This window comes from Pseudomonas sp. Tri1, assembly GCF_017968885.1.
In the GTDB taxonomy this organism is placed as follows: Bacteria; Pseudomonadota; Gammaproteobacteria; order Pseudomonadales; family Pseudomonadaceae; genus Aquipseudomonas.
This window is the reverse complement of sequence record NZ_CP072913.1, coordinates 208068-234110: the sequence shown is the minus strand read 5'-3', so window position 1 is coordinate 234110 and position 26043 is coordinate 208068. Positions and strand designations below refer to the sequence as shown.

General features: G+C 62.6%; 18 protein-coding genes. 3 read left to right on the top strand and 15 right to left on the bottom strand.

Going from position 1 to position 26043, the window contains the following annotated elements:
- Position 1: 1 nt before the first annotated feature.
- Positions 2 to 763: a slipin family protein gene (locus tag J9870_RS00985; RefSeq protein ID WP_210642306.1), complete on the top strand. Its 762-nt coding sequence runs from the start codon at positions 2 to 4 to the stop codon at positions 761 to 763.
- Here the strand turns inward: J9870_RS00985 and J9870_RS00980 are convergent.
- The 5 genes from J9870_RS00980 to J9870_RS00960 are packed head-to-tail and all read right to left on the bottom strand — an operon-like array spanning position 726 to position 12209.
- Entirely contained in the window at positions 726 to 1733 is a 1008-nt protein-coding gene (locus tag J9870_RS00980) for a sulfotransferase family protein (protein WP_246883069.1), read from the bottom strand. The genes J9870_RS00985 and J9870_RS00980 overlap by 38 nt on opposite strands.
- Positions 1721 to 2506 (bottom strand): aspartyl/asparaginyl beta-hydroxylase domain-containing protein, encoded by a 786-nt coding sequence (locus J9870_RS00975; RefSeq protein ID WP_210642305.1) that lies wholly within the window; start codon positions 2504 to 2506, stop codon positions 1721 to 1723. Before J9870_RS00975 ends, J9870_RS00980 begins: the two co-directional genes overlap by 13 nt.
- 12 nt (positions 2507 to 2518) lie before the next feature.
- The gene (locus J9870_RS00970) at positions 2519 to 4030 is read right to left on the bottom strand and encodes a TolC family protein (protein ID WP_210642304.1); all 1512 of its coding nucleotides are present in this window, start codon (positions 4028 to 4030) and stop codon (positions 2519 to 2521) included.
- Between the two features lie 42 nt (positions 4031 to 4072).
- Positions 4073 to 11311: an Ig-like domain-containing protein gene (locus J9870_RS00965; protein ID WP_210642303.1), complete on the bottom strand. Its 7239-nt coding sequence runs from the start codon at positions 11309 to 11311 to the stop codon at positions 4073 to 4075.
- A 52-nt stretch (positions 11312 to 11363) separates the two neighbouring features.
- Positions 11364 to 12209 carry a sulfotransferase gene (locus J9870_RS00960; RefSeq protein ID WP_210642302.1) on the bottom strand — a complete coding sequence of 282 codons (846 nt, stop codon included), beginning with the start codon at positions 12207 to 12209 and terminating at the stop codon, positions 11364 to 11366.
- A 304-nt stretch (positions 12210 to 12513) separates the two neighbouring features.
- On the opposite strand from J9870_RS00960, the gene J9870_RS00955 reads away from it, so the two are divergent.
- Together J9870_RS00955 and J9870_RS00950 are read left to right on the top strand one after the other, a co-directional pair.
- Positions 12514 to 13101 (top strand): tail fiber protein, encoded by a 588-nt coding sequence (locus J9870_RS00955; RefSeq protein WP_210642301.1) that lies wholly within the window; start codon positions 12514 to 12516, stop codon positions 13099 to 13101.
- A gap of 45 nt (positions 13102 to 13146) precedes the next feature.
- A complete protein-coding gene (locus J9870_RS00950; protein WP_210642300.1) occupies positions 13147 to 13458 on the top strand; it encodes a hypothetical protein in 312 nt (103 codons plus the stop codon).
- Between the two features lie 133 nt (positions 13459 to 13591).
- On the opposite strand, the gene J9870_RS00945 is transcribed toward J9870_RS00950, so the two are convergent.
- The 10 genes from J9870_RS00945 to J9870_RS00900 form a co-directional block, all read right to left on the bottom strand.
- Entirely contained in the window at positions 13592 to 14083 is a 492-nt protein-coding gene (locus J9870_RS00945; protein ID WP_210642299.1) for a GNAT family N-acetyltransferase, read from the bottom strand.
- 9 nt (positions 14084 to 14092) lie between these two features.
- Positions 14093 to 16189 (bottom strand): biotin/lipoyl-binding protein, encoded by a 2097-nt coding sequence (locus J9870_RS00940; protein WP_210642298.1) that lies wholly within the window; start codon positions 16187 to 16189, stop codon positions 14093 to 14095.
- 1 nt (position 16190) lies between these two features.
- The gene (locus J9870_RS00935) at positions 16191 to 17510 is read right to left on the bottom strand and encodes an HlyD family efflux transporter periplasmic adaptor subunit (protein ID WP_210642297.1); all 1320 of its coding nucleotides are present in this window, start codon (positions 17508 to 17510) and stop codon (positions 16191 to 16193) included.
- Positions 17507 to 18283, bottom strand: coding sequence for an efflux RND transporter periplasmic adaptor subunit (locus J9870_RS00930; RefSeq protein ID WP_210642296.1), 777 nt, complete (start codon positions 18281 to 18283; stop codon positions 17507 to 17509). The genes J9870_RS00935 and J9870_RS00930 overlap by 4 nt, the downstream gene beginning before the upstream one ends.
- Before the next feature lie 345 nt (positions 18284 to 18628).
- Positions 18629 to 21064: an alpha/beta fold hydrolase gene (locus J9870_RS00925; protein ID WP_210642295.1), complete on the bottom strand. Its 2436-nt coding sequence runs from the start codon at positions 21062 to 21064 to the stop codon at positions 18629 to 18631.
- Positions 21065 to 21073: 9 nt separating this feature from the next.
- Positions 21074 to 22516: a TIGR01777 family oxidoreductase gene (locus J9870_RS00920; RefSeq protein ID WP_210642294.1), complete on the bottom strand. Its 1443-nt coding sequence runs from the start codon at positions 22514 to 22516 to the stop codon at positions 21074 to 21076.
- Positions 22509 to 23000 carry a cell division protein gene (locus tag J9870_RS00915; protein ID WP_210642293.1) on the bottom strand — a complete coding sequence of 164 codons (492 nt, stop codon included), beginning with the start codon at positions 22998 to 23000 and terminating at the stop codon, positions 22509 to 22511. Before J9870_RS00915 ends, J9870_RS00920 begins: the two co-directional genes overlap by 8 nt.
- A gap of 265 nt (positions 23001 to 23265) precedes the next feature.
- The gene (locus J9870_RS00910; RefSeq protein WP_210642292.1) at positions 23266 to 24132 is read right to left on the bottom strand and encodes an ABC transporter permease; all 867 of its coding nucleotides are present in this window, start codon (positions 24130 to 24132) and stop codon (positions 23266 to 23268) included.
- A gap of 12 nt (positions 24133 to 24144) precedes the next feature.
- Positions 24145 to 25005, bottom strand: coding sequence for an ABC transporter ATP-binding protein (locus J9870_RS00905; RefSeq protein ID WP_210642291.1), 861 nt, complete (start codon positions 25003 to 25005; stop codon positions 24145 to 24147).
- A gap of 5 nt (positions 25006 to 25010) precedes the next feature.
- Complete coding sequence (locus J9870_RS00900; RefSeq protein WP_210642290.1) at positions 25011 to 26036, bottom strand: ABC transporter substrate-binding protein; 1026 nt, start codon at positions 26034 to 26036, stop codon at positions 25011 to 25013.
- Positions 26037 to 26043 lie beyond the last annotated feature (7 nt).

Below are 26043 nucleotides of genomic sequence, written 5' to 3'. Positions count from 1 at the left end.
GATGGGTATGCAAATCGGTTTTACGATGCTGTTGTTGCTATTGATCGCGCTGGCGGCTTCGACGTTTCGGATCCTGCGTGAATACGAACGTGCCGTGGTGTTCCAGCTCGGCCGGTTCTGGCAAGTCAAGGGACCGGGGCTGATCCTGTTGATTCCGGTGGTGCAGCAGATGATCCGCGTCGACCTGCGCACCATTGTGCTCGACGTACCGCCGCAAGACGTGATCACCCGCGACAACGTCTCGGTAAAGGTCAACGCGGTGCTGTATTTCCGCGTGCTCGACCCGCAGAAGGCGATCATCCAGGTCGAGAACTTTCTCATGGCCACCAGTCAACTGGCCCAGACCACCTTGCGCGCGGTCCTCGGCAAGCATGACCTGGACCAGTTGCTGGCCGAACGCGAGCAATTGAACAGCGACATCCAGCAAGTGCTCGACGCCCAGACCGATGCCTGGGGCATCAAAGTGGCGAACGTCGAGATCAAGCACGTGGACCTCAACGAATCGATGATCCGCGCCATCGCCCGCCAAGCCGAGGCCGAGCGCGAGCGCCGGGCCAAGGTGATCCATGCCGAAGGCGAGCTGCAGGCCTCGGAAAAACTCATGCAAGCCGCTGAAATGCTCGGGCGCCAGCCGGGTGCCATGCAACTGCGCTACATGCAGACACTGGGGGCGATTGCCGGGGATAAAAGCTCCACCATCGTTTTCCCGTTGCCGATCGAATTGCTCAAGGGGATGGCGGAGTTGTCGCCCAACAAGTCTTGATGCATTGATGATGGCCTGAGGGTGGGTCTTTGCGGCGCAATGCTTCGAGTGCTTCATAGGGCCCCTGCGCCCACCGCATGACCTGCCCACGCAATAGCGCCGAAGCCTCCCGGCGCTTGCCCTCGCTGTCACTGGCAAACACCTGCTCCGGCTGCTTGGCATGCTGCCCCACCGACGCAAACGCGCGTCCGCGCTGCGCGTCATCCAGCTCGAAGAACGCTGCCAGCCTGCCGGCCATCGCCCCCGGCAGCTCGTTGTAATTGACCGCCAGCCCGGTATAAGCCCGGCATTGTTCCAGCCCTACCTGCAACAGCCGCCCCAACCGGCGGGCGATGAAATCTTCCTGGTTGCTGAAAGGCGCCCCATCGTCCAGCACACTCGCACCAATCATCCCCGGCACCATGTGCATGCCCGGACGACGCAGATGAGAGACGGCGATTTCCAAGGGGTCGCGGTACAGGAACAGCCAGGGTGTGTCGGGAAAACATTCACGCAGCAGTGGCAGCTCACCGATGTTCCAGGCGTCCAGCTTGATCACCAGGCGTTGCTCCACACCTCGACGGCGCTGCCCATAGGCCGACATCAAACCCTTGAGTGCCACGCACCGCTCGGCAGGCGGTAAATCGCAGCGCAGCAACGTATCCAGGGGCGGAGGCTCGGAGATGACGATGTGATCGTCCAGTTGCGCCAGCATCTGGCTGATCAGGGTCGAGCCACAACGCGAGGCATGAAAAATGAACGCACCGGGCGCAAGGCCCGGGCTTTGTTGTTGCCACTGACTGAGAACGTCCAAGGAGGTCTGGCGGCGAAACGCCTGGTTGAAGGGCAGGCGCAGAGCGTCATCCACGGCATCGCCAAAAAAAGGCTGCGACAATGGCGTGTCGCCAAACCAGCACCAATCGACCTGCCATTGCCCTGCTTCTTGCCAGAGGCGGATCGGCAGCCAACCATGCAGATTCAGGTTTTCCATTGGCCTCTCCACCGTTGGCGACCGTTGCGCATCGCAGCCCGCAATTCTTCCCGGGTAAAATGAAGCCCTTGCTCGGCCCCCAGCGCCAGCGCGCACTCAACGAAAGCGTCCAGGTCATGCAGGCTCTGCAAAGTCCGAGCGAGGTCAGGGTCGGTCTCTACGCACCGCTGAAATCGGGCAAAATCGCTTTGCCCAACACCAGCGGCGGGTGTGCTGTGCAGCCCCTCGGCGATCTGCTGTTCCAACCATGGCCCTGGGCGGCAATCGAGCACCAGGTGAATCCTGGATTCTGCACTGCGGTTATCGACCCGATGAGGTCGCGACAAGTCGAGAAACCAGCACTCACCCGCGGCCATAGGAATACGCAGGTTATCCAGCCAGAAATCCACTTGCGGCGGACTGAGCAGCGGAATATGCAGGCGCAGGTCAGCGTTAGGCCCGCCCAGGTCATAGTCACGATGCTCGTGAATGCACCCACCTGGCCCGAGCCGCAGCAGCCGGGCCGAGACGATCTCCAGGGAGCAATCACGCAACGCTTCGCGCCAACGCCGATCGTCTGACCAGGGCGCGCGCGTCACAGGCTGACCACGCCCGGGAGACAATTCGGTCAAGGCATCGGCCGCCGAAATCAGCGCCACGCCGCTCCAGTCGCCACTGTAGAAGGCGCTGTTGAAATGCCCCTGCCAACGCTCGTCTTCAATGGCTGCCAGCGCCTGCAACAGCACCGGCAGGTCCACCGTCACCGGCAACCGGGAATACGCCGGGCGCATCATGCTCGCGCCCCGTTATTGAGTGACTGCGGCTGTCGGCACCTCGATATTGCCCTGGGCCCAGGCCGCTTCACGATTGGCCAGCGCTGTGGCGATCGACTGTACTTTGGTCGATTGCACTTCGTTTGGCAGTGGATCGAGGCCGGCGCTGGCGAAGATCTGCCCGTAGGCATTGCGCAGGTCGGCGTAAGCCAGGTCTCGGCGCAGATCGGCCTGCAGGGTGTTCAGTTCACCCTGGATCAGATCCAGCTCGCCGATGCCGGCAGCCTGGTGACGGCTGCGCAACTGACCGACAATCTGCCCGTCGATGTCCGACAGTTGCTGGCTGGTCTTGAACTGGCGCAGCGCTTCGCGATAGTTGGCATTGGCCACGTACAACTGTGCCAGCACGGCAATCGACATCGCCTGACGCCGCGCCGATGCCACTTCCTCACCAGCCTTGGCTACGTCGATGGCCGCCGGAGCGGAGATCACGTTGAACAGGTTCCAGGTGACTTTCACGCCATAGTCGGCCCAGCCCTGCTCCACCAGGAACGAGTTGCTGTCGTAATGCCCGCCAGCGGAAAACTCCAGCCCCGGCAACAGGCGCAGCATGGCTTTGCGGGTTTCGGCGGCGGTGATGCGGGTCTGGTAGTCCTGCTCACGCAGTTCCGGACGGCTGGCCAGGGCTTCCTGTTCGAGACGGGCCAGGTCGACCTTGAGTTCCGGGATGTCATATTCATCCTGGGTCGCCAGGGTCAGCTCGGTGCCCAAGGGCAAGTTGATCAAGGTCGCCAGTTCGGTCTTGGCCAGGGACAGCGCCCGGCGCTGCTCTTCGAGCTGGCGGGTGGCCTGGATCAGCGAGCGCTGGTAACCCAAGGCTTGCACCGGGTCGCCTATGCGCTGTTCGCTCATGCTCTGGCTGTTGCCACGCGCAGTCTCGACCCGTGCCATCAGGCTGTCGATCTGCTTGAGCAGGCGCTCGGCGGCCATGGCCCGCCAGTAGGCCGAACGCACGTCCTGGACGATGGTGTTGATCACCTTGCGCCGGCGCTCCTGCACGATCAGGCGCTGGTCCCCGGCCTGCTTGGCGCTGATGTAGCTGACGCCGAAATCAAGCACGTTCCAGACCATGGTCAGGTCCGCCACCTCGCGGTCGCGGTCCTGGGAGGTCGACGGTTCCAGGGACTGGGTGCCGGTTTCGACACTCTGGCTGCTGGAGGCATTGACGTTGTTACGCCCCACATAACCGGCGTCCAGGGCCATGCGCGGCAGCATGTCGAAACTGGCCAGGTCCAACTGACGCTTGGCCAGGGCTTCCTCCATGATCTTCAAGCGACCTTCGAGGTTGTACTTCACTGCCCGGGCCATGGCCTGGTGCAGGGTCAGGGGACCACTGAGGGGCTCCTGGTCCTTGTACATATTCTGCAGGTCGGTTCGGGCGCGCTGTTCGCTGACGCTGCGATCGATCGGCTCGCTGGTGACCGCACATCCACTGACCACCAACGCCAGCAAACTCACACCGAATAACTTCTGACTTCTATTCATTCCCTGGATTGCCCCTGGCTGCCCACTATATTTTTAGAGTTCTCAGGCCTGCACTTGGCTGATGCCGACCTGCTGTAAAGCCATTGCCAAGCCGTCGACCTGACGTTGCTCCATGTTCTTGAGGTGCTCCAGCTGCTGGCCCAGGGTCGGCGCGCCGAACAGCCCGCGCGCGCCTTGGGAACCATCGCCGCCCTGCATCGACTGGCTGCCAAAGGCGTCCATCGATTCACTTTCGGAACCGGTGTCGCGATTGAACAGGCCCGAGATGGTACTGCTGCCAAACACCCCGCCATCGCCACCACCAAAGCCCAGGAAGCCTTGGCCGGAGCCATCACCCGCGGCGTCGCTGCTGAAAACCTGGGCGATATAGCTCGGCGCCAATTCGCCACGGTTGATGAAAATATCCCCTATCGGCCGAAGGCCACCGCCCACGTCCCGTTGTTCGAACAGTGGCGGGAAGCCCAGCGGCGTGCCAAGGTCGCCCGTCGGTGGCGTGAAGACAATTGGCTGCAACGGCACCTCGGACGGTGGAATGACCGTCACAGGGTCCGATGTCAGGAACTCCGGCGGCGGCTTCACATCGTTGGGCACCACGGTATCGATCGCATAATTGTTCGACACCGCCACGCTGGCCCCGGCGTTGCCCGACAGGTCGCTGACGTTGCTGGTGTCCAGGGCGATGAAGTTGCTAGGGTCGGTGAGATTCACCGTTGGGGTGAATGTCGCCGTCCAGGTCCTGCCACCGTCGCTGGTGGTCAGGTTGGTCAGTTCACCGTTGGTGACGCTGAGGTCCGACAAGTCAAAATCCGTCACTGCTTCGCTGAAGGTGAAGGTCACCTGGGTCGTCTCGCCCACCGTCAGGTTCGGGTCGGCGACCACGATGGTCGCGATCGGCCGGGTGGCGTCGAGGGCGTAGTTGGCAGAGATCGCAATACCCACGCCGGCGTTGCCGGCGATGTCCTGCACAGTGCTGGCGTCGAGCAGGATCAGGTTGGTGGCATCGTTGACGCCGGCAGTTGGCGTCAAGGTCGCGGTCCAGGTCAGGCCGCCATCATTGCTGGCAAGATTGGACAATACGCCATTGGCGACACTCAGATCCGACAAGTCGAAACCGGACACCGCCTCGGTGAAGCTGATAGTCACCGTCGTGCTCTGGCCGATGCCCAGGGTGGTGTCACCCACAGTGATGGTGGCGCCAGGGCGAACCGTGTCGATCGCGTAGTTGTTGGAGTCCACCACGCCGACACCGCTGTTCCCCGAGACATTGACCACCCCACTGGTGTCCAGGCTGATCAGGTTGCTGGTGTCGGTGATGTTGCTTGCCGGGGTAAACGTGGCCGTCCAGGTCACACCGCCATCGGTGGACGAGACGTTGCTCAACGTGCCATTGCTGACACTCAGGTCGGCATTGTCGAACCCGCTGACCGCTTCCGAGAAGGTGATGGTCACCAGTGAGGTTTCCCCCACCTTGAGTGCGTTGTCGGCCACCACGATCGTAGCCGTCGGTACCTGCGTCTCGACCACATAGTTGGCCGAGTCGGTCGTGCCTGTCCCGGTATTGCCAGCCGCGTCGCTCACGCCGGTATTGTCCAGGGTGATCAGGTTGCTGGCGTCGGTCACGCCCAGGGTCGGCGTGAAGGTCGCGGTCCAGGTCAGGCCGCCATCGCTGCTGCTGACTGCGCTCAACGTGCCGTTGGCGACGCTCAGGTCAGCGTTGCTGAAACCGGTCACCGCCTCGCTGAACGTGATGGTCACCTGGGCAGTTTCACCCGGTTTCAACACCGAATCGCTCAGCACGATGGTGGCGGTCGGACGCTGGCTGTCGACGCTGTAGTTGTTCGAATCGGTGGTGCCGCTGCCGGCGTTGCCCGCCAGGTCGGCGACGCCGCTATTGGCGAGGGTGATGACGTTGCTGGCATCAGTGATGCCAGTGGTTGGCGTAAAGGTCGCGGTCCAGGTGATACCGCCGTCGCTGCTGCTCAACCCACTGAGCGTGCCGTTGGCAACGGTCAGGTCGGCGTCGGTGAAACCGGTCACGGCCTCGTTGAAAGTGATGGTCACCAACGAGGTTTCACCCGCGGCAATGGCCGTGTCGGCCACGACGATGGTCGCCGTTGGACGCACGGTATCGACGGCATAGTTGTTCGAATCGGTGGTGCCGACGCCGGCGTTGCCTGAGACGTTGATGACACCGGTATTGTCCAGGGTGATCAGGTTGCTGGTATCGGCAATGCTCGCGCTCGGGGTGAACGTGGCCGTCCAGGTGACGCCGCCGTCGGAAGACGACACGTTGCTCAACGTGCCGTTGCTGATGGTCAGGTCGCTGTTGTCGAAACCGCTCACCGCTTCGTTGAAGGTGATGGTCACGAGGCTGGTTTCACCGATGCCCAGGGATGTATCGGCCACTACGATGGTCGCCGTCGGCACCTGCGTGTCGATAGCGTAGTTGGCCGAGTTGGTCGTGCCGGTTCCGGTATTGCCCGCCGCGTCACTCACGCCGGTGTTGTCCAGGACGATCAGGTTGGACGTATCCCGCACGCCGAGGGTCGGGGTAAAGACCGCGGTCCAGGTCAGGCCGCCATCGCTGCTGCTGACAGTACTGAGGGTGCCGTTGGCAACGCTCAGGTCAGCGTTGGTGAAACCGGTCACCGCCTCGCTGAAGGTGATGGTCACCAGCGAGGTTTCGCCGACACTGAGGCTGGAATCGGCCATGACGATGGTCGCCGTTGGGCGCACGGTGTCGATGGCATAGTTATTCGAGTCGGTGGTGCCGACATTGAAGTTGCCCGCCAAGTCAACGATGCCACCACTATTGAGCGCGATGACATTGCTGGTGTCGTTGATACCCGCGGTCGGCGTGAAGGTTGCGGTCCAGGTGATGCCGCCGTCGCTGCTGCTCAGCCCCGAGATCACACCGTTGGCGACCGTCAGGTCGGCACTGGTGAACGCCGTCACGGCCTCGCTGAAGGTGATGGTCACCAACGAGGTTTCGCCAGCGGCAATGGCCGTGTCGGCGACGACAATGGTCGCCGTTGGACGTACGGTGTCGACGACGTAGTTGTTCGAATCGGTGGTGCCCACGCCCGCGTTGCCCGCGCCGTTGATCAAGCCGGTATTGTCCAGGGTGATCACGTTGCTGGTATCGGAAATGCTCGCGCTCGGCGTGAACGTGGCTGTCCAGGTCACGCCGCCGTCGGTGCTGCTCATGGTGCTGAGTGTGCCGTTACTGACGGTCAGGTCCGAATTGTCGAAGCCGCTGACCGCCGAGTTGAACGTCACGGTGACCAGTGAGGTCTCGCCGATACTCAGCGTGCTATCGGCAATCACGATGGTCGCCGTCGGAACGTTGGTGTCGACCTGGTAGTTGTTGGAGTTGGTGGTGCCGGAACCGCTGTTGCCCGCCGCATCGCTGACCCCGGTGTTGTTCAGGGTGATGACGTTGGACGTGTCGCTGACCCCGAGGGCCGGGGTGAAGGTGGCCGTCCAGGTGATGCCACCATCACTGCTGCTGACCGCACTCAGCGTACCGTTGGCGACGCTCAGGTCGGAATTGTCGAAACCCGTCACCGCTTCGGAGAAAGTGATGGTGACCAGCGAGGTTTCACCGACACTCAGTGCCGTATCGGCGACCACGATGGTCGCGGTCGGGCGCAGCGTGTCGACGACGTAGTTGTTGGAGTCGGTGGTACCGCTGCCGGTATTGCCCGCGCCATCCACCACGCCCGTGTTATTGAGCGTGATCAGGTTGGTGGCATCGCTGATGCCAGCGCTGGGCGTGAAGGTCGCGGTGTAGGTGATGTTGTCGCTGGTGCTCAGCCCGCTCAGGCTGCCGTTGGCCACGGTCAGGTCGGCCAGGGTAAAGCCGGTCACCGCCTCGTTGAAGGTGATGGTCACCAGCGAGGTTTCGCCTACGGCAATGGCCGTATCGGCGACCACGATGGTGGCGGTCGGGCGCGCGGTATCGATGGCGTAGTTGTTCGAGTCGGTGGTCCCGCTGCCAGCGTTGCCCGCCGAGTCCACAACCCCGGTGTTATCCAGGGTGATCAGGTTGGTGGTGTCGCTGACGCTGGCACTTGGCGTAAGCGTGCCGGTCCAGGTAATGCCGCCATCGCCGGTGCTCAATCCGGTGATTGTACCGTTGGCGACCGTCAGGTCGGCGGTGGTAAAGCCTGTCACCGCTTCGTTGAAGGTGATGGTTACCTGGGAGGTTTCGCCAACGCTCAAGGCATTGTCGGCCACGACGATAGTAGCGGTCGGACGCTGGGTGTCGACGGCATAGTTGTTGGAGCTGGTGGTACCGGTGCCGGTGTTGCCGGCCGCGTCCACAATGCCGGTATTGGCCAGAACGATCAGGTTGGTGGCATCGGTGATACTGGCGCTCGGGGTGAGCGTCGCGGTCCAGGTGATCCCGCCGTCGCTGCTGCTCAGCCCACTCAGGCTGCCGTTGGCCACGGTCATGTCGGCCAGAGTGAAACCGGTCACGGCCTCGCTGAAGGTGATCGTCACCAGCGAGGTTTCGCCGATCCTCAGCGCGGTATCGGCCACCACGATGGTGGCGGTGGGGCGTAGCGTGTCGATCGCGTAGTTGTTCGAGTCGGTGGTACCGCTGCCGGTGTTTCCAGACAAGTCGGCAATGCCGGTGTTATCCAGGGTGATCAGGTTGGTGGTGTCGCTGACGCTGGCACTTGGCGTGAGCGTGCCGGTCCAGGTAATACCGCCGTCGCCGCTGCTCAGGCCGGTAACCGTGCCATTGGCGACCGTCAGGTCGGCAGTGGTGAAACCACTCACCGCCTCGTTGAAGGTGATGGTCACCAGCGAAGTTTCGCCGACACTCAACGCGGTGTCAGCTACCACGATCGTCGCGGTCGGACGCAGGGTGTCGATAGCGTAGTTGTTGGAGTTGGTGGTACCCACGCCAGCGTTGCCACTCAAGTCCGCAACGCCGGTGTTGTTGAGGATCACCAGATTGGTGGTGTCAGTAATGGCCGCGTCCGGGGTCAGGGTTGCCGTCCAGGTGATACCGCCGTCGCTGCTGCTCAGGCCGCTGAGCGAGCCGTTGGCCACCGTCAAGTCAGCGGTGGTAAACCCACTGACGGCCTCGGAGAAAGTGATGGTCACCAGCGAGGTTTCACCAACCTTGAGAGCGGTGTCGGCCACCACGATGGACGCTGTGGGCGCCACGGTGTCGTTGACCACGTAATTGTTCGAGTCGGTGGTGCCCACGCCAGCGTTGCCGGCCAGGTCGGCAACGCCCGTGTTATTGAGGGTGATGACGTTGGTGGTATCGGCGATGTTGCTGGCCGCGGTCAGCGTACCGATCCAGGTAATGCCGCCGTCGCCACTGGTGAAGGTGCCGACGCTACCGTTCTGCACCGTCAGGTCTGCTGCGGTGAGGCCAGTCACGGCCTCGGAGAAGGTGATGGTCACCGTCGACGTAGCGCCGGAGTTCAGGCTGGTATTGGCCACCACGACGGTCGCGGTGGGCGGCGTCTCGTCCGGCACATAGTTGGTGTTGATGGTGCCGCCATCGCCGTAGACGTTGGACACCGACGCCGGCGAAACACCAGCGGTACCCGCACTCGTGCCACCCACGCCACTGCCACCGACGTTGCCGGCCAAGGCGGCGAAGTTGGCGGCGGTGATCAGGATCGAGCCTTTGTTCCAGATGGCCCCGACACCGACACCACCGGCACCGCCCGTGTGGTTGTAGCCGCCACCGGCACCACCGCCCCCACCGCCGCCGCCCGCGCCGACGTTGTTGGAAATCACCGAGTTGCCAATGATCCGCAGGGTCGCGCCGGTATCGTTATAAATACCGCCGACCGCTCCGCCACCGGCGCCGCCAATATCGTTATAGCCGTCGCCGCCACCACCGCCGCCGATGGACAGCCCACCGCTGGTGGCCGTACCGCCCGCGGAGCCGGTGCTATAGCCCGGATACGCGGAACCGCCAGCCCCACCGGCGGAGGAGCCGCCACGCCCGCCCATGTTGAAGAAGCCACCACCGGCACCGCCCTGCCCAGCCGAGCCGTTAGAGCCCGTGGCGTTGAGGGTGTCGCCACCCTTGCCGCCGGTACCGCCAGTGATCGCGCCGCCACCGCCACCGCCACCACCGGCGTATTGCGGGGTCACACCACCACCGCCGCCACCGCCAGAAGCGGCGTTCGCGGTGACCGTTACGTTGCGCAGGGTCAAGGTGCCGGCGTTGTAGATACCACCGCCCTTGGACACCAGTGCATCGTCGCCACCATTGCCGCCGTTGCCCGCCGTCATGCCCCGGGTGATCACCAGCCCATCGAGGGTTGCCGTCGTCCCGGCTGTCACGTTGATAATCTGGGTACGGTATTGCCCGTCGAGGGTGACGTCGGCCACGTTATCGTTGTTGAGATCACCATCGATGGTGACGTTTTTATTGACGTCCAACACCTGGGTCAGCGCGACGGTCATGCTGGTATTGAAGGTGACGATGTCGCCGTTCTGCGCCGAGGTCAGGGCGGCGCGCAAAGAACCGACACCCGAATTGAGGTTGTTGGTGGCCGTCCAGGTGGCCAGGCCCCATTGGTAGTCGCTCATGGCGTTGGCCGAGAGCACGTTGGCGCTTTCGATATTGCCCGTGGCGATTTCCAGGTCCCAGTCGCCGCCGAGGCCGGTGCGGTCGTTGGACGCCGCCACATCGCGGCCGGTCAACTGCGCCAATGAATCGACCAGACTGAGGCCACGTTCCCCTTCAGCGGTGTAGCAACCGTAGATCAGGATATCGCCACCGGCGTTCATGTCCTGGCCGATCTGCGCCAGCACGTCGCTGCGGGCCTGGACGTTGTCCGCCGACAAGTAGCTGTTGCCCAGCCACAGATCACCAGCGTTGCCGTGGGCGATGATCTGCACCGAGCTGATGCCTTGGTGGGTGTCCAGGTAATCGGCGATCTGCTGCAAGCCGTCCTTGGTAGCATCCAGCTGCACGACCTGGGTACCGGGCGCGACGCCTTCGAGCAGACTGGCGGAATCCTTGACCCGGGAATCGACAAATACCACGGTCTTGCCCGGCACGGCGGCCTGGGTAGCGTCGACCTGCCCCTGCGGTGCATGGGTGTCGGAAGCCTGGTCAGCCGTGGGTGTCTTGCCTGCATCGGCAGTGGGATGGGCGTCCGGTTGCGCGGCCTCGGCCACGGTAGCGGCCACCGCGCCGTCGAACAGCATTCGCGGCTCCAGGGACATGATCATTGGCGATGCCAGGGCCTGTGCGCCCTCGGTTACCCGCGACTTAGCTTTGCTCCACCACATGACGATCACCTGGACTCGAACTTCTTGAACACGCAAATGAAAAAAACCGCGATCAGCTGGTCGCGGCGTCGGTTTTCATACGAATGACATTGGCAGCGCTGGCGGAACCATCGCGCCAGAACGACAACTCGGCATACTTTTCAAACAGATCCGGCGGCAGCAAGGTCCGCCGGGCTTGCGGCGCGACCTTGGGCTTGACCTTGTGCAGGCCGGCAACGCCCAGGGCCTGATCGAAGGCCGGGGCGTCGTAGGTCAAATGATTGAAATCGTGCTCGAACCAGGGCTCACCGATGAATTCGTACACCAGTCGCATCACCCGCTCAGGCGCCTGGCTCAGCAGGTCGTAATCAACGATCAACAGGGACTCGGCGTTCTCGCCGTAATAGGCCTCTTTGAGCGCCGTCCAGGCAAATCCCACCAGGCGGTTGCGCTGGGCGAGGGTTTCGCAGCGGCTGTAGACGGTGTTGCGCTCGTCATCGTCGTTGAACAACTTGGTGTTCTCGAACGGATTGGCGCGGTAGAGCCGCTCCAGGCTGTCGAGTACCCAGGCGACGTTGCGCACACAAGCGATGGTCTTGGCTTGAGGAAACAGGTCGTGCAAGGCCGGCAGGCGCGCGCACCACTGACGGTTTGTATCGAAGATGACAGGTTTATCGGCTTTGTCGGCGTAGTAGGAATCGAAGAGTCCGCGCAATAGGCGGCGACGCAGGTCGGTGTCGATCACCGAGCCGAACTCACTGCCGGCACTGCATTGCTGCAGGACGCTGCTGAACAGCGAACCGACGGGGCTGGTCATGCCGGCATGGAAGCGCGGATTCTGCAGCAAAATGGCAGAAAGCAGGGTTGACCCCGACCGCGGTAAACCGGAAATAAAGTGAAACTGCGACAATCCCTTCACCGTATGTAGTCCCTTTGTAGCGCAAAGCGTAGCCGAGGAAACAATCGCCGCCTAGTAGTACTTTGATATCAAATTCATCCGAATCTGTAAAAAAGATGGACGGTATAGGCGCAATACGAACCTGAATCGATTAAGCCAATCGGCAGCATTTTTCCTCCCTTCCAACCTGCAGAATCAAACATCCCGGTCTACGCTCAGCCGTGCGTGACCAGGCCAGGGAGTGAAGAAGTCGGGCTGATCGCAATCCTCTCCCTTGGACCCTGTCGGCATTGCCAACTAAACAATCTGAAGGGATGAGGAATCTATGGAAGTCTTTATGGGCACCATCCAGCCGTTCGCCTTTAACTTCGCCCCCAATGGGTGGGCACTGTGCAACGGGCAGACACTCGGCATTTCCCAGTACCAGGCGTTGTTCTCCTTGCTCGGCACATACTACGGAGGCAACGGCACCACCAACTTCATGCTCCCCAATCTGCAAGGCCGCATGCTCTTGGGGCAAGGCAGCGGCCTGGGCCTGACGCAGCGGGTCATCGGCGAAGTCGCCGGCACCGAAAACGTCACCCCGACGCTCAACAACCTGCCCACCCACACTCACACTATGGCGGGACTCACCGCCTCCACCACCCTGCAACTGGCGAACCCGGCCAGCAACCCGGTGAATACGCCAACGGCCACCAACTCGTTCATCGGCACCTCGGGCACCGGACCGGGCGCGGCGAATATCTATTCCGACCAGATAGGCGCCTCGCCGGTACCGGTCAAGGGCGTGAGCACTACCATCGACGGCACGATTTCCCCGGCGGGCAACGGCTTGCCGCTGGCGATCATGAACCCGTTCCTGGCGATCAACTTCAGTGTCGCCTTGAATGGTCTCTTCCCGTCTCGTAACTGATGAACAGCCGGAGGGCTGCGGCCCTCCGTTTTTTGGAGTGTCGACATGCTGGAACAGGTTCATAGCCGCCATTTTCAACCGCTGCTGGGCCAGACCAGCAGCCTGACCCTGCCCGACGGCAGCTCTTTGCCGGTGCGAATCGAGAGCCTCGAAGAAACACCGCGATCGAAGATGCCCAACACCGAACGCATACCGTTCAGTGTGGAGTTCAATAGCCTGGAAAGCACCGATTTCGTCGATGGCTTGTGCGCGCTGCAAGTACCTGAACTTGGCAGGCTAGAAGGGGTGTTCGTGTCGCGGATACCGCCCATGGGACGGGATCCGGCGCTGGGGTATTTCTACATCGCATTTAACTAAAGACTGATGATCCTTTTGTGGGAGCGAGCTTGCTCGCGATGGCGGCGGCACAGCTAACATCACTTCAAACTGACCCACCGCTATCGCGAGCAAGCTCGCTCCCACAATGGATAACGGGCGAGCCAGAAACTGCTCAGTTCCCCTTCGGATACCAAACCAACCGCTCCGCCGCCGGGTTGCGTTCCTGCACTTCAAAACCCAGCGCCAGATAGTGCTGGCGAGCATGAGGGTTGCTGCTCCAGACCACGGTCGCCACCGGGCAGCGGATCTGTTGCGCGGCTTTCTGCACCCCTTGCAGCACCGCCCGACCATAACCTTTCCCACGGGCCTGGGGGATGAAGGCCAGGTACAGCACGCGGATTTCATTGGGACCAAAATCAGTGCTCAAGGCGCCAATAGCGGTGCCGAGTTTTTCCACGACGTAATGCATGGCGTTGGGGAAATTCTCGCCCAACCCTTGCTCCTGCACTTGGAATTGCTGGGCAACCACTTGCTGGACTTGCTCGTGCTCGCCGTCGATCCATTGCAGGTCTGGCCGCGCCGCCTGGTAAAGACTCTGCAAAAATGGCCCATCGCTGACCTGCGATGGCCGCACCACCAACCCCTCTGCCGCCACTGAATTCATACTCGCTCCTTAAAACCCGCTTTCCCTGACGCCCAACGCCGCCAACCGACGCCAGGCCGCTCCCAGCACCGACTCACCCTGCCCCTGCAACACCACCACACCTCGCAGCGGTTGCACCGGAGCGGACGTGTCGTCAACAGCACTCAAACGCACGCCATACTGCGCCTGCACAGGCTCGGCCCGTTGTTGCGAATCGCGACGTACAGCAATCGGCCCGTGGTGGTCGGACGTCAACGCCTGCTGTTCGACCCAGGCCACGCCGTTGGTGTCGATCTCATTCAGTTGCACGGCAATGGAGGTGTGCATCGGATCGTCAGCGATGAAGCGTCCCGTAGCACCCGGCCCGACCCGCCAGAGCTCGGCTTCGGTCAAGTACCCGCGCAACCGCGAATCAGCCTGCACCACCCGCGCCAACGACTGCGTGGGCGACAACCAGCGCCCCACCGACAACTGCGGCAGCAAGTCACGTACCTGGCCGGCATGGGGCGCACGCAGCAACAGGCGTTCACGCTGGGCAACCAGCCCCCGGTATTCGGCCACCGCTTCGGCCAATTGCTGCTCGACGATGCCGGCATCGGCGGCGGTTTCGCTGCGCCCGGCCTGACGGCGCATCTGCAACTGCTGGATCTCGATTTCCCGGCGCACGATGGTCAGGCGCGAGGCCATGTCCGGCGACTCCAGCTCAATCAGCACATCGCCCTGGGCCACGGTTTGACCGTCGTGCACATTCACCTGCTTGACCCGTGCCGCCACTGGCGCATGCAAGGCACTGGCACGCCCGGCCTCGAGCATGGCCGGCACTTCCACGGCGCTGCGCCAGGGCAGTAACAACGCCAACACCAATGCCAGCAATACCAGCCCGGTCAGCATCACTCGCGGACCATGGGCCTGCTCGCGCCGGCTCCACCATTGCCGCCACTCATTCACAATGGGCATAAAGATGAACCACACCAACTCCACCAACATCAGGAAAATGCCCAGCACCTTGAAGAACAAGTGATAGACCGCCAGGGCAATGCCGAAAAACAACGCCGCGCGCCACAACCAGGACCCGTACCCCCACACCAGCAAGCGGCGGCGCATCTTCGGTGACCAGGGTTCCGGCGCTGCCGCGCCGTAGCCGAACAAGGCTTCGCGCAAACGCCAGCGACACAAGGCGAACGCGCGGCCCTGGAGGTTATCCACACCCCAGAAATCGCTGAGCAGGAAGTAGCCATCAAAGCGCATGAACGGGTTCAAATTGATGATCAGCGTGGTGATCCACGTGGCGCTGGCGAGCATGAACGCCGCCGTGCGCGCCGGCCCGTCGGGCAGCAGCGACCAGGCCAGCAACGCGATGCACGCCAGCAGCAGCTCGGCCAAGACCCCACCGGCGCCAATCAGCAAGCGCGCGCGGCGATCATTGATCCGCCAGGCATCGCTGACGTCGGTATAGAACATCGGCAACAGCACCATGAACGCCACGCCCATGCTTTGCACACGACACCCGGCGCGCTTGGCCATGAAGGCATGGCCGAATTCGTGGCACAGCTTGGCGAAGAACAACGCCACCCCGAACGCCAGCGCCCCGCCCAAGCTGAACAGGTGCGGAAAGGTCGCGACGAAGCGCTGCCAATCCCGTGACACCAGGAAAATACCCAGGCCCAGGGTCAGCGGCAGGCCATAGCGCAGGATCCCCGGGCCAAACCGCGCCAACCAGGGCCAGGCGCGGTTGAGAAAAGCGTCCGGTCGCCACAATGGAATGCGAAAGAACAGGTATTGGTGCAGCAGGATCTGCCACAGGCTCTGGCGCTGGGCCGCGGTCTTGAATTGATAGCTGTCGCGCTGTTGCGGGTCCATCGCGCTGATCAGATCGTGACCGCGCAAAAAGCCCAGCAACTGCTCCAGCGATTCGCCATTGAGCGGCAGGCCCGGCTCGCGGTTCGCGGCTTGCAGCACCTGTTCCGGGTCGCCAAGGGACCAGTGCCGCAACATGCGCATCGCCGCCGCGCCAAGCTTGAAATAACGCCCGCGCACCGGGTCAGCCAGGGTCCACTGGGGCGAACCGTCCGGGTCCGACGCCGCCGGGGACAATTGCAGGTCCGGCCGCAGGCTCGGCAAGTCCATGCTACAGGCCTACGCTCTGGCGCAGCCCGGCCAGTGGCCGACGCAACAGATACAGCGCCAGCGGGGCGCGGTCACCGAAGATTTTCGCCGTGCCTCGCAAGCCGATGCGTGGCGCCGTCGCATCGAAACGTGCATCCAACCGATACGCCAGCTGCCCGGCGGCGGTGGGTTGCGCCTCGTAGGCCGAACGCTCGAGCCAGGCCAGGTGCCGTTGCAACGGGTCGCTGTCGAGAAACAGCGCCACTTGCGCTCCGGGCGCCAGGGCAATCGCATCGCCCACCGCCAGCTCGATACGCAACTCGGCCTGGTTCGGGTCGGCGATTTCCATTAACCGCTCGCCGGTCTGCACCGGTTTACCGAGCCAGCGTTCGGCATCGGCGAACACCGCAATGCCGTCGCGCTCGGCACGTACTTCGCTGCGCTTGAGCAATTCAAGCGCGTAGTTGCGCTCGGCGCGTTTCTGTTCGACACGGGCAGCCAGCAGATCGATCTTCGAACTCGACTCCGCATCGGCAAAGGAGCGTTGGGAATTGGCCTTGAGTTCCGCCTCAGCCACACCAAGCGCACGTTCGGCGACATCGGCCTGGGCCTTGAGGCTAGTGCTTTCGAAGCGCAGCAGCAGGTCACCGTTCTTGACGGCCTGGTTGGGCTTGACCAGGAACTCGGCGATCACCCCGTCCAGTGGTGCCGCCACCACCTGTCCGCCCAACGGCACCACCTCGGCCGGGGCCAGCACCGACTGGCGCACCGGAATCAACAAACCCAGCAACAGCACCGCCACCAGGGCCACCTGGCGCTTACGTGTCCAACGCAGGCGCCACGGCTTGCGCGGTTGCAGCGCCAGCCAGGCATGGCTGTAGGTGTCGCCCAGTTGCGATAGCAGTACTTGCTCGGGCGGAGTCCACGGCAGGTCGCGGGCCAGCCACAAACCGCCGAACACCTGGCCCTGATGATCGATCAATGGCAGCCAGAATACTTGGCCGGCCGACAGGCTTCGCCAGTCTACCCGGATGGATTCGCTGACCAGATCGGCGCTAATCACCCGGGCCTGGTTCAACACTCCCTGTTTGAACAACTGCGCCACCGCCTGCTCGACGAACGCCACGAACGGCGCATTCGGTTCCACGGCACTGATGCCGGTCACGGCCTGGACCTTACCGGCGATCAATAACGCAGCGTGGCGAAACCCGAACAAGGCCTGGCCGTCGTTGACCAGGCTGTAGCTCAACTGCGCCGGCGTACGCGCGGCCCGCGTCTGGCGTTCCAGGTCGAGGAAGCGGGCAAACACCTGCTCGGCATTGCCCGTTATCGGCGCGTTCACTTGGACTCCGCGAAACGCGCGGTACCACTCATGCCGGACAGCAAGCCGCTGGCATCCGGCACGGTCGCCACCAGCAGCAGGGTTTGGCTACCCTCATCGATGCGCGCCCCCAGGCGCTTGACCGTTGCCTGCAATGGCTTGCCGGTTTCATCGGGGATAAACGTGAACGGCTGGCCGGGCTTGAGCCTGCTCATCCAGCGCGACGGCACCAGCAGATGGATCTCCAAGGTGCGGTTGTCGACCACATCCAGCAACGGCGCGCCGGCCGCCACGCTCTCATAACGCTGGACCTTGCGCGCCACCACTTGCCCGTCGAACGGAGCGATCACGCTGCAGCGCTTGACCTGAACCTGATACACCTGGGACTGCGCCTGAGTCTCGTTGAGCCGGGCCTCGGCCCGCGACACTTCAAACCGCCCGACTGATTTCAATTCCGCCAATTGCCGGTTATGCGCCAACTCTTCACCGGCACCACGGCTGGCCGCCTGGGCCGCATTGAGCTGGGCCTGATACGCCGAGCAATCGAACCGCGCCAGGGTGTCACCCTTCTTGAACGACTCGCCCTCACTGAACGGCAACTCGACGATACGCCCGGCCAACTCGCTGGCCAGCACCGCCTGATCCCGCGCCCGAAGCACCCCTCGCGCCTCGTTGCCCGACGCACTGGCCGAGACGTTGCTCTCAAGCAACGGATCGTCGGAAGCCGGCGTTTGCGCCTGAACCCCGCACGTTACAAAGGCCAATCCTACAACCCAACTACTCAAACGCCGCATGACCGTTACTCCCTGACGGATGGGCGGAGTCTACGACAGCGGTGGGGGGCGTCAAGGGAGAGGTCGTGAGAGGTGAGAAATCTGGTGGTCATACTCGACCTGTGGCGAGGGGATAAATCCCCTCGCCACAGGTCGATTAACATCAGCACTTATAGCGTTGCCCCCACGGCCTCTTCCACTTAAGATGACCCCACTCAACCCCGTACGCAGAGATTAAGTTCTCTGGCCGTTGGGGTGAAAAAACCGGCCTCGGCCGGTTTTTTCGTTTCTGAGGATTGAGAACAGCCCCTGAGCTGAACGCACTCCCTCGCCACAGGTTCTGTGATCGACAGACATCGCGCAGGCCTACTCCACCAACCTCAACTCACCATCGCAATACACCACCTCACGCCCCAACCAAGCTACATCAACCTGAGGCAGTACCGCCGAAGGTTTGCGCAGTTCACGCAGTAGCGTCGAGCCATGGGACAAGCGCCCGCCCATGCGCGCAATCACTGCCCGGGCGCTTTGATAGTGGGCATGACGGCCAGGGTCGAGGGTGTCTTCCAGCAGAATGTCTTCACCCAAAATGCCTTGGGCCTGACCCGGGTAGATCAAAAAGCCGCTTGCCTGCTCGGTGCCTTCACGACCGTCCTGCCAGAAGCTGCCGTCGCGGCTGCGAATGTCCGGGTGCGGCGCGAACCACTGTGCCCGGTCCCCCGTCGGCATGGCGTGGTGCAGGCGAAAGAAGATTCGCATCAGGTTGTCGCGATACCATTCGCGCACTTGCAGGTAGTAACCGCGCAAACCCGGCAGGCCGGTCGAATGGGCAATACGAATCGCCAGGGACCATTGGGGGAAGGCCTGCAATGGCAGTTCGGTCGGTGCTGGGCGTGGCGTCGCCGGGTCGGTTTCCCAGGGCAGCCGATGGGGGCTGTGTTCAAGGTCGTCATAGGCAGTCGGCGGTCGCCCCAGCAGATCGCCGCCGCTGCTGGCCAACGCCGTCGCGATGCACAGGTTGCCCTGCACCACGAACACGTAGAAGCGGGTAAACCAGTCGGCCAGTTGCTGACCGTCCGCGCCTTGTCCGGTCAGTTCGTACAGCTCTCGGTCGAAGCGTTGCAAGCCGTTTTCCAGCGTCAGCAAATGACCACGCGCAATGTGCTGCATACGCAGGAACAACGGCAACGAACGCAGCAGGCGCAGGGGCCGCCAAGGTAGATGTGGGGTGGCGCCACCGACCTCACCGGCGTAGTTGCTGGCGCTGATGCCCCAGTCGGCCAAGCGGGCGAGAAACAGGTCGTTGTTGATATACGAAGCACCGCCAAACACCGCCGTGAAGGGCTCGTTGTCCTGCAACACCCGTGAATCCCAACGCGCCATGATCGCCGGGATGCTCGCCGCCGCACGACGCTGGGCGTACTCCACCAACACGCTGGGCTGCGGCGGCAGGATCTCTGCGATGTTGGCGGCGGTCAGGTGGCGGCGCCAACCGTAGTCGCTGATCGGCCGGTACTGCAGCAGCCACAGTTGCGTGCCGTCCCAGGCCCATTCAACGTCGCCGGGCACGTAGTGAAAGACCCGCAACACGCCCTGGAGAAACCGCCATAACGCCTCGGCGGTGAGGCCATGGGCTGGCTTGAATGCACCGCTGTTCCATGACTCGCCGAGACGGGAAATGATCGCCCGCTCCGGGCTCACCATGCCATCGGCCAACGACTCCAGGTGACCTTCGACCCATTCCAATTCAACTGACAGGTGACGCACGAATGCAATCCCGGACAGCCGTGGCGTGATGAAACGCTGCACCACCACTTCCTCGACACCTGCCGCACTCAACTCGGCGATGCGCGCCATCACGTTGTCCGTCGGCTCACGCAGGTAGGTGGTGCTCAAGCCGGCATTGGCCGCATCGGCCTGATCTTCTCCATAACTGGAGGAGCGCACTGCCCAGGTTGCGTTCGGCTGGCTGTCCAGGAAGCTCGGCAAGCGCGGGTCGTGGCAATCGTTGAGCGACAGCGCCGCCGGCACCGGCTGCCCAGCCAGTGCCGCCAGACGCAAGCGACCGCCTTTGGTGTGCGCAACGAACCCACGTTCGCCGGACTCCAACCACGCGGCGAATTCAGCGGGTGAGTCGATCCACGGGTAATGGCCCCAACCGGGTTTCAGGTTGATGGTCAAATCGGCACGGGCAAGAATGGCCGACCATGCCGCCGCCTGCTCGACGCCCAGCACCTTGTCCTGATCGCCCCACACCAGTTCGACCGGGTCGGTGATCCACTCCAGTAACGGCAACGCGGTGTCGGCACGCACCAAATCCCAGTGCGGCACAAAGGCACGGCAGCGGGCATATCCAGCGCCCATGCGTTGGTAGTGCGCGGGCGTCCAGGTCTGGCGGGAAAACTTGTGGGCAAACAGCGTCGGCTTGTTCGCGAGCAACCAGTGAATGGTCTTGCGAATCGGCAACGGCGACATCAACGCCGGCAGTCGCCGCTGCCACAAAAACGCGCCCACCGGCGCCAGCAACACACTGCGGCAAAAGTGCCCCGGCCGGCGTTGCAGCGCATGCAGCACCAGCAAGGCGTTCACGCCAACCGCCATGATCGCGCTGCCCTTGTCCGTCGCCGCCAGCAACGCCTGGGCGTAGGCCGACAAGTCTTCGCAAGGGACCTGTGGGTTATTGCCAAAGCCTGGTAACTCCAATGGCACCACGTCGTAGCGTTCAAAGTGCGGCAACGCGTCATCCCACCAATCGGCGGCGCTACCGTTGCCGGCCAGCAGGTACATCCGCGGCTTGCTCATGGATGCTCCTCAGGCCAGGTCGCGCAAGGCTGCGTCGAGTGTCGGGTAGCGGAACGTATAGCCCGCCTCGACAAGACGGTTTGGCAGCACACGTTGGCCGTCGAAGAACAACTGGGCCATTTCGCCGGCCAGGGCGCGCACCGGCGCGGCGGGGATGTGGAACCACACCGGGCGCTTGAGCACCTTGCCGACGCTTTCGGCGAACAGCGCCTGGCTGACCGTTTCTGGCGCCACCAGGTTGTAGGTACCGTTCAGGCTTTCGTCATCGAAGGTGCGGGCGATGACGGCAATCACATCGTCGCGGTGCACCCAACTCATGATTTGCCGACCATCGCCCATCCGCCCGCCGAACCCCAGGCGAAACGGAATCAGCAGCGGCAGCAATGCGCCGCCCGGCCCGAACACCACGCCCAGGCGCATCACCACCTGACGCACACCCAACTCGGTGGCGGGCAACGCTGAGGCTTCCCAGCGCGCACAGAGCTCGGCCATGAAGCCATCGCCTCGGGTGGCGCTTTCATCGAGGCTTTCGCTGGCGTCACGCACGCCGTAAAACCCGATGGCAGAGGCCTGGACCCACAACGCAGGCTTGTGCCGGGCGTTCTTCAGCCAAGCCATCAACGCCTCGGTGGTATTGACCCGGCTGGCGATGAGTTGCGCCTGACGCGCAAGGCTCCAGCGTGGGCCGGCAACCGGTGCGCCCGCCAGGTTGATCACCACATCGAAGGTTTCGTCATGGCCCAGTTTGCCTAGCGAACGCAGGCAACGGGCGCGGCCGTCGAACAGATAGGCCGCTTTCAAGGGATCGCGAGCCAATACGCTGACCGTGTGCCCGGCGTCGAGCAGTTGGTTGACCAGGGTTTCACCGATAAACCCGGTGCCACCCGTGACCAGCACGCGCTTGTAGGCGCCACCGGCAAACGGGTTGGCGGGCTTGCCCGCGCGTTGCATGCGCAAGGCCGCCAACCCGTCACGAATCCCCGAAGCCGTGACGCCGATGGCGAACAAGGTCAGCAGCCAACCGCGCCAGCCCAGGTCGATCGCACTCAGGCCGGTGGGCAAACTCGACCACTGCGCCAGTTGCACACCATACAGCGCGAAGAAGGCACCGCCGTTGACCGCCAGCACCGTGTGCATGATGCGTTCGATGGGCGGCAGCTTGCGGCTCCGGTCTTCGACCACGAAGTCCCAGAGCGTCAGGCCGATCTCCAAGGCGAACAACAAGGCGATGACAATCGCCCACGTGCCTTCAAAGGCCAAATGCGCAATGCCCAGGAACAGGATCCCGTAGAAGCACGAGCGCAGGGCATGGATGGACAATTCCAACCGGGCACTGTGGCGATAGGGCAACGCGACGGTGAGTTCGTGGTGATACAGGGTATCCAGCGCACCCAGGATCGCCTGGGCAATCAGCAGGGTGATGGCCCAGTCCAGCAGTGAAAAGTCAGGCATGGTTTGAATCACTCGACGCGTTGTCAGTCAGGGATATGCGGCGGTCGTGGCGATAGAGCCAGAGCAGCGGCGGCAGTAATACGAGCAGTGCGAAGCCGTCAAACCACAGGTGCGACCAGACCCGGGCCTGGGCAGAAATCAACATGTCCTGGGGCGCCCAGAGCACGATGCCGGCGATCAACCAGCCCCAAGGCATGGCGCTCTTCAATCGATTACCGATATGGACGAGGGCGAGCATGTACAGCCCATAGCTTTGCAACGTGGCGCCGAACAAGGCCAGCCACCAGACTTGCTGCATGCGGGCCGTTGCGGGCACCACCACGTCGGCGCCCCAGAAAGCCTGTTCGATGCTCTGCAGATAACCATCGAACAGGCCCGAATGACCGGCCCAGGTCAGCGTAGCGCCGGCGAGCAGATGCATCAGGGCGGCGGCATATAACCAAACGACCAGGGCTTTGCGAAGGGTGCTGGGAGGGGTTGGCATTCCATGTCCTGAAGGCTTGCTTGAGGGCGGCCAGTCTAAAGGAAATGCAGGGGGCTTTACTTGGCTAATGGGCTGGGCAGCGATAAATAAAATCCGCTCAAAGAGAGGCCTGCTTCTCAAGCCAGCGGGAGCAATTCCTCGCCACAGGGATCGGATTGAGGTTCAAGTGTCAGGTTGAGAGACCTGGGTGGATTGAAGATCGCCATCGCAAGCAAGCTTGCGATGACGTCAGCCCAGAACCTCGAACTGCGGCGAGGAGTACTGATCAGCGCTGCATCCCCCAACGCTTCACCGTCACCCGCTCCAGCGAATCAAACACCAGGTTCTCCACCAGCAACCCAATCAAAATCACCACCGCCAACCCGGCAAACACCTTGTCGGTGTACAGCTCATTACGGTTCTGGAAGATGTACCAACCCAAGCCACCCTTGCCACTGGTGGCGCCGAACACCAGCTCGGCGGCGATCAGGGTACGCCAGGCAAACGCCCAGCCGATCTTCAACCCGGCGAGGATCGACGGCAGCGCGGCCGGGATCAGGATGAACAACACAAAGCGCAAGCCTTTGAGCCCGTAGTTGCGCCCAGCCATACGCAGCGTTTCCGACACGCCGAGAAAACCCGCGTACATATTCAACGCCAACGCCCACAGCACCGAATGCACCAGCACGAAAATCAGGCTGTTCTGCCCCAGGCCGAACCACAGCAGCGCCAGCGGTAGCAGGGCGATGGCCGGTAACGGGTTGAACATCGACGTCAGGGTGCTGAGCACGTCGCGACCGAACTGGGTCGACACGGCCAGTGTGGTCAGGCCAAACGCCAGGACGATGCCCAGCAGGTAGCCCTTGATCAGCACCACCAGGGAAATCCACACCTTGCCCAGCAACTCGCCGCTGAGCAAACCGTCGTACAAGGCGCTGGCGGTTTGCAGGAAGCCCGGCAGCAGCAGGTCATTGTTCTGATACCGCGCCACACTCTCCCACAGCACCGCCAGCAGCAACAGGATCAGGCCTTTACGCAGCCAGCCCTGTTGCCAGAGGCGCTGGCCGAGGGGTAGCTCTCGCTCCAGCGGTACATGGGTCAACGGTTGCAGGTCGACTTCGTATTCTTCGCGCGCAGGTGATAATTGGCTCATGAAACGTTCCCCTTAGTACGCGATACGAATATCGGTGAAATCCAGCTCGCGCTCGGCTTCAAGCGGCTGGCCTTCATTGAATAGCAGCCCGTGGATGCGCCGCGCCGTATGCTGGAACCCCACGCCGCCGAGGCTGTGCAAGTCGTATTGATGGCTGTGGATTTCCGCCCGAACTCGTCCCGGGTGCGGTGACAGCAATAGGATGCGATTACCTACCACCAATGCCTCTTCGATGGAGTGAGTGACGAACAGCAAGGTAAAACGCACCTCTTCCCAAAGCAGCAGCAATTCTTCCTGCATCTTGCGTCGGGTCAGGGCATCGAGGGCAGCGAAGGGTTCGTCCATCAGCAGGATTTTCGGTTGCATCGCCAACGCCCGGGCAATCGCGACGCGGGCCTTCATGCCTCCAGACAAAGTGTGGGGATAGGCATCGGCAAACGCCGCCAGGCCGACCTTGTCCAGATAATGCAGTGCCCGCTCCTCGGCCTCGCGACGCTTGAGCGTGCCCGACGCCAACAGTGCGAACATCACGTTCTGCTTGACGGTTTTCCACGGCGGCAGTTGGTCGAATTCCTGGAACACCACGATCCGGTCCGGCCCCGGCGCGCTGACGGTTTGCCCCTGCAAGCGAATCTCGCCTTCGCAGGGGGCGATGAAACCACCAATCGCCTTGAGCAAGGTGGACTTGCCGCAACCGGACGGGCCGAGCAGTACAAAACGATCCGCCGGGTCGACTTCGAAACTCACTTGATGTGTGGCCCGCACCACCCGCTGCGGGGTGCGGTATTCCAGGCTGACGTTATCCACCGACAACAACGCAGTGCCGGTGCGAGTGGGGTTGCTGGCCGCGTGGCCTTGCAAACGCGCGTTCATGACGATCAGCTCCCCTGCAACGGTTTGGCGTCCTGGAAGAAATAGTCTTCCCATGACGCAGGTTTGTTCTTGATCGCGCCAACGCGGAAAAGGAATTCGGCCAGCGGGTAGGTGTTTTTCGGGGTGACGGTGAATTCGATCTGCGGGTTATCGATGATCTTCAGCAAGGTCGCCCGTTCGATCTTGGCTTTGGTCACTCGCAGGTAGGTGTCCGCCGCCGCGCCCTTGTCCTTCTGGGCGAACTCGGCCGCTTCGGTCAGCGCCTCGACGAACGCCTTGTAGGTTTTCGGGTTTTCATCGCGGAATTTCTCGGTGGCGAACAGCACCGTCGGCGAATTCGGCCCAAGCACGTCGTAGGAGTTGAGCACCACGTGAACGCTGGGATTTTGCAGGGCCTGATCCTGGAAAGGCGGGTTGGAGAAATGCCCGGTCAACTCGGTGCCACCGGCAATCAACGCCGCCGTGGCGTCCGGGTGCGGAACCGCCAAGGTGTACTTGTCCAGGCGATTGAAATCCTTGTCGCCCCACTGCTTCGCGGCAGCGTATTGCAGGAACCGCGACTGCACCGAAACGCCCACCGCCGGCACCGCGATGCGGTCCTGCTCGGTGAAGTCGGCGATGGTCTTGACCTTGGGGTTGTTGCTCAACAGGTAATAGGGAAAGTTGCCCAGGGAAGCCACCGCCTTGACGTTCTGCTTGCCACGGGTGCGGTCCCAGATGGTCAGCAACGGCCCGACACCGGCCCCGGCAATGTCGATGGAGCCCGACAGCAACGCATCGTTGACGGCCGCGCCGCCGGACAACTGGGTCCAGTCGACCTTGATGTCGATGCCTTCCTGCTTGCCATGTTTTTCGATCAACTGTTGATCGCGAACCACGTTGAGCAGCAAGTAAACGATGCCGAATTGTTCGGCGATACGAATCTCACCCTCGGCGTGGGCACTGGCGGGCGCGACCAGGCTGCCGGCCAGCAAACTGAACCCCAGGCCGATGGCGGCGGCCAGCGGTGCAAAAGCAATGCGTTTGGACATGGTGATT